Source organism: Streptomyces bambusae, assembly GCF_019400985.1.
In the GTDB taxonomy this organism is placed as follows: Bacteria; Actinomycetota; Actinomycetes; order Streptomycetales; family Streptomycetaceae; genus Streptomyces; species Streptomyces bambusae_A.
The window spans coordinates 1-4,744 of the sequence record NZ_WTFF01000443.1; the positions used below are offsets into that span (position 1 = coordinate 1).

Annotated in this window: 1 protein-coding gene; it reads right to left on the reverse strand. The window is 76.4% G+C overall.

Annotated features, from left to right (window positions below; genetic code table 11):
* Positions 1-4,744, reverse strand: a 4,744-nt coding sequence (locus tag GPJ59_RS33585) for a type I polyketide synthase (RefSeq protein ID WP_219671705.1), incomplete at both ends; no start/stop codon positions are given.

Below are 4,744 nucleotides of genomic sequence, written 5' to 3' on the forward strand. Positions count from 1 at the left end.
CTCCAGGGCGGCGGCCAGGCCGGCCGGGTCGGCGCCGAGCACCGCCCAGTTGCCGGCGGCCGCGGCGTCGGCTCCGCCGGGCAGCTCCGTCCAGTCCAGGCGGAACAGCCCGTCGGTGCCGCCGGCGGCGCCCTGGCGCAGCCGGTCCGTGTCGACCGGGCGCAGGACGAGCGCGTCGACGGTGGCGACGGGGGCGCCGGCGGCGTCGGCGACGTCCACCGCGATGGTGTCGGTGCCGGCGGAGCTGACGCGGACCCTCAGCGTGCCGGCGCCCGCGGCGTGCAGGGCGACGCCGCTCCAGGCGAACGGCAGCCGGGCCTGGCCGGTCAGCTCGATGAACTCGCCGAGCCGCATGGCGTGCAGCGCGGAGTCGAGCAGGGCCGGGTGCAGCAGGTACGCCGCCGCGTCGCCCTGGTGGGCGTCGGGCAGGGCGACCTCGGCGAAGACGTCGCCGGTGGCGTCCTGGCGCCAGGCGGCGCGCAGGCCCTGGAAGGCGGGGCCGAACTCGTAGCCGGTCTCGGCCGCGGCGGCGTAGAAGCCGTCGAGGTCGACGGGCTCGGTGCCGGCGGGCGGCCAGGCGGTCAGGTCGTGGCCGGCCGTACGGCTGCCGGCGGTGAGCTCACCGCTGGCGTGGCGGGTCCACGGCAGGTCGGCGGGCGCGTCCTCGGCCCGGGAGTGGACGGTCACCGTACGGCGGCCGGAGCCGGTGTCGGGGCCGACGAGCACCTGGAGGTGGACCCCGCCGCGCTCGGGAAGGAGCAGCGGGGCCTCCAGGGTGAGCTCCTCCAGCAGCCCGCAGCCGGCCTCGTCGCCGGCCCGGACGGCCAGTTCGACGAAGGCGGTGCCGGGCAGCAGCGGGGCGCCGGAGACGGCGTGGTCGGAGAGCCAGGACTGGGTGTCCGGGGCGATCCGGCCGGTGAAGAGCAGTCCTTCGCCGCCCGCGAGGGTGACGGCGGCGCCGAGCATCGGGTGTCCGGCGGCGGCGAGGCCGAAGCCGGCGGCGTCGCCGGAGTACGGCGGCAGCGGGTCCGGCCAGAAGGACTCGTTCTGGAAGGCGTACGTGGGCAGGTCCACGCGGCGGGTGTCGTGGCCGGCGTGCACGGCCTGCCAGTCGACGGTGACGCCGCGGGTCCAGGCCTCGGCGAGGGAGGCCAGGAAGCGCTGCGGGCCGCCCTCGTCACGGCGCAGGGTGCCCTGCGTGACGGCCTTCGAACCGGCCGCGTCGATCGACTCCTGCACGCCCACGGTGAGCACCGGGTGCGCGCTGGCCTCGACGAACACCTTGTGGCCGCGCTCCAGCAGGGTCGCCACGGCCTCCTGGAAGCGGACGGTCCGGCGGAGGTTGGTGTACCAGTACTCGGCGTCCAGCTCCGGGCCGTCGGCCCAGTCGGCGGTGACGGTGGAGAAGAAGGGGATCTCGGCGGTGCGCGGCTCGATGCCGGCGAGCAGGCTCAGGACCTCGTCGCGGATGGACTCCACCTGCGGACCGTGGGAGGCGTAGTCCACGTTGATGCGGCGGGCGCGTACGCCGTCGGCCTCGCAGGCCGCCATCAGCTCGTCCAAGGCCTCCGGATCGCCGGAGACGACCGTGGAGTTCGGGCCGTTGACCGAGGCCACCGCCAGGCGGTCGCCCCAGGCGGTGATGCGCTCGGCGACCGCGTCGGCAGGGGCGGCGACGGAGACCATCCCGCCCTTGCCGGCCAGGGCCAGCAGGGCCTTGGCGCGCAGCGCGGAGACCTTGGCGGCGTCCTCCAGGGACAGGGCGCCCGAGACGGCCGCGGCCGCGATCTCGCCCTGGGAGTGGCCGACGACGGCCGCCGGCTCGACCCCGCAGGCCCGCCACAGCTCGGCCAGCGAGACCATCACGGCCCACAGCGCCGGCTGGACGACGTCCACCCGGTCGAAGCCGGGCGCGCCGTCCTTCTGGCGCAGCACGTCCAGCAGGGACCAGTCCGTGTACGGGGCCAGGGCCCGCTCGCAGTCGTCCAGGCGGGCGGCGAACACCGGCGCGCAGTCGTACAGTTCCACGGCCATGCCGACCCACTGGGAGCCCTGGCCGGGGAAGACGAGCACGGGCCGGCCGCTTCCCTTGAGCACGGCGCCCTCGATGACGCCGGCGCCCGGGGTGCCCTCCGCGAGCGCGGCGAGGCCGGCGAGGCGGCCGTCGCGGTCCTCGGACTGGACGGCGCCGCGGCGCTCCAGGGCTGCGCGGGTGGTGGCCAGCGACCAGGCGATGTCGGCGGTACGCGGCTCCTCTCCGGCAGCATCGGCGGCGGCGAACTGCCGCAGCCGCTCGGCCTGGCCGCGCAGGCCGGCCGCGCCGCGGCCGGAGACGATCCAGGGCAGGGCGGTGGCCGGGAAGGCCGGGACGGCCGGGGCGTGGGCGGGCTCCTCGGTCTCGGCGGCCTGCTCCAGGACGACGTGGACGTTGGTGCCGCTGCCGCCGAAGGAGGAGACCCCGGCCCGGCGGGGACGGCCCGTCTCGGGCCAGTCACGCGCCTCGGTCAGCAGCTCGACGGCCCCGGCGGTCCAGTCCACCTCGCGGGTGGGCTCGCCGACGTGCAGGGTCTTGGGCATGACGCCGTGCCGCAGTGCCATGACGGTCTTGATGATGCCGCCGATGCCCGAGGCGGCCTGGGCGTGCCCCATGTTGGACTTCAGCGAGCCGAGCCACAGCGGCCGGTCGGCCGTGTGCGCCTGGCCGTAGGTGGCCAGCAGGGCCTGCGCCTCGATGGGGTCGCCGAGGGTGGTGCCGGTGCCGTGCGCCTCCACCATGTCGACCTCGTCGGCGGCGAGGCCGGCGTCGGCGAGGGCGGCGCGGATGACTTTCTGCTGGGCCGGGCCGCTGGGGGCGGCCAGGCCGTTGCTGGCGCCGTCCTGGTTGGCGGCCGTGCCGCGGATGACGGCGAGGACCTGGTGGCCGTTGGCGCGGGCGTCGGACAGCCGCTCCAGCATGATCACGCCGATGCCCTCGGCCCAGCCGGTGCCGTCGGCGTCCTGCGAGAAGGCCTTGCAGCGACCGGACGGGGAGAGCCCGCCCTGCTGGCTGAAGCCGACGTAGACGCCCGGCGAGCACATCACCATCGCGCCGCCGGCCAGGGCCATGGTGCAGTCGCCCGTACGCAGCGCCCGTACGGCCAGGTGCAGGGCGGTCAGCGAGGACGAGCACATGGTGTCGACGGTGACGGCCGGGCCCTCCAGGCCGAAGGTGTAGGCCAGGCGGCCGGAGGCGACGGCGGCCGAGGCGCCGAAGAGCATCTGGCCGTCGGAGCCCTCGGGCATCTGCACGCCCTGGCCGTAACCGGGGTAGGCGGCGCCGATGAACACACCGGTGCTGGTGCCCTTCACGGCGTCCGGGGTGAGGCCGGCCCGCTCGAAGACCTCCCACGACGTCTCCATCAGCAGGCGCTGCTGCGGGTCCATGGTGAGGGCCTCGCGCGGCGAGATGCCGAAGAAGGCCGGGTCGAAGTGGCTGGCGGTGTCGAGGAAGCCGCCCTGGTCGACGTAGCTGGTGCCGGTGCTGGTGCGGTCGAAGTCGAAGAAGCCGTCGAGGTTCCAGCCGCGGTCGGTGGGGAACCCGCCGACCGCGTCGCGGCCTTCGGCGACGAGCTGCCACATGTCCTCGGGCGAGGCGATCCCGCCGGGGTAGCGGCAGGCCATCGAGACGATGGCGATGGGTTCGTCGGCGGCGGTGGGCGCGGCCTTGGCCGGGCCGTCCGCCGCGGCGGTGTCCTCCTCGCCGAGCAGGCCGGTGCGCAGCAGCGCGGCCAGGGCCTGCGGGGTGGGGTGGTCGAAGACCAGCGTGGCCGGCAGGGTCAGGCCGGTGGCCGCGGTGAGCCGGTTGCGCAGGTCGACCGCGGTCAGGGAGTCGAAGCCGGTCTCCTTGAACGCGCGGGCGGGCTCGATGTCCTCGATCGAGGCGTGGCCGAGGACGGCGGCGGCCTCGCGGCGGACCAGGTCGACGAGCAGGGTGTCGCGCTCGGCGCCGGAGGCCCGGCGCAGGGTGCGCAGCAGGTCGGCGGCCGGCCCCTCGCCCTCGGTGTCCGCCTCGGGCGCGGCGGTGGCGACCGCGGCGCGGGCCTCGGGGACGCCGGTGAGCAGGGGGCTGGGCCGGGTGGCGGTGAAGCCGGGCGCGAAGCGGGTCCAGTCGACGTCGGCGACGGCGACGAACGCCTCGTCGTGCTCGACGGCCTGCACCAGCGCGGACAGGGCGGTCACGGGGTCCATCTCCAGGACGCCGCGGCGGCTCATGTACTCCTGCGCGCCGGCGGTCTCCATGATGCCGCCGCCGCCCCACGCGCCCCAGGCGACGGAGGTGGCGGTCAGCCCGCGGGCGCGCCGGCGCTCGGCGAGCGCGTCCAGGTGCGCGTTGGCGGCGGCGTACGCGGTGTGGCCCGCGGCGCCCCAGACGCCGGAGTTGGAGGAGAAGAGGACGAAGGCGTCGAGCGGGGTGTCGCCGAGGAGCTCGTCGAGGTGCGTGGCGCCGGCGGCCTTGCCGGCGAGGACGTGTGCGTACTCCTGCTCGGTGACCTCCTCCAGCACGGTCGACTGGGGGACGCCCGCGGCGTGGACGACGGCCGTCAGGGGCGCGTCGGCCGGTACGCCGGCCAGCAGGGCGGCGAGCGCGTCGCGGTCGGCGACGTCGCAGGCCACGGCCTCGGCCTCGGCGCCCAGGTCGCGCAGTTCCGCGACGAGTTCGCCCGCGCCGGGCGCCTCGGGGCCGCGGCGGCCGACGAGCAGCAGG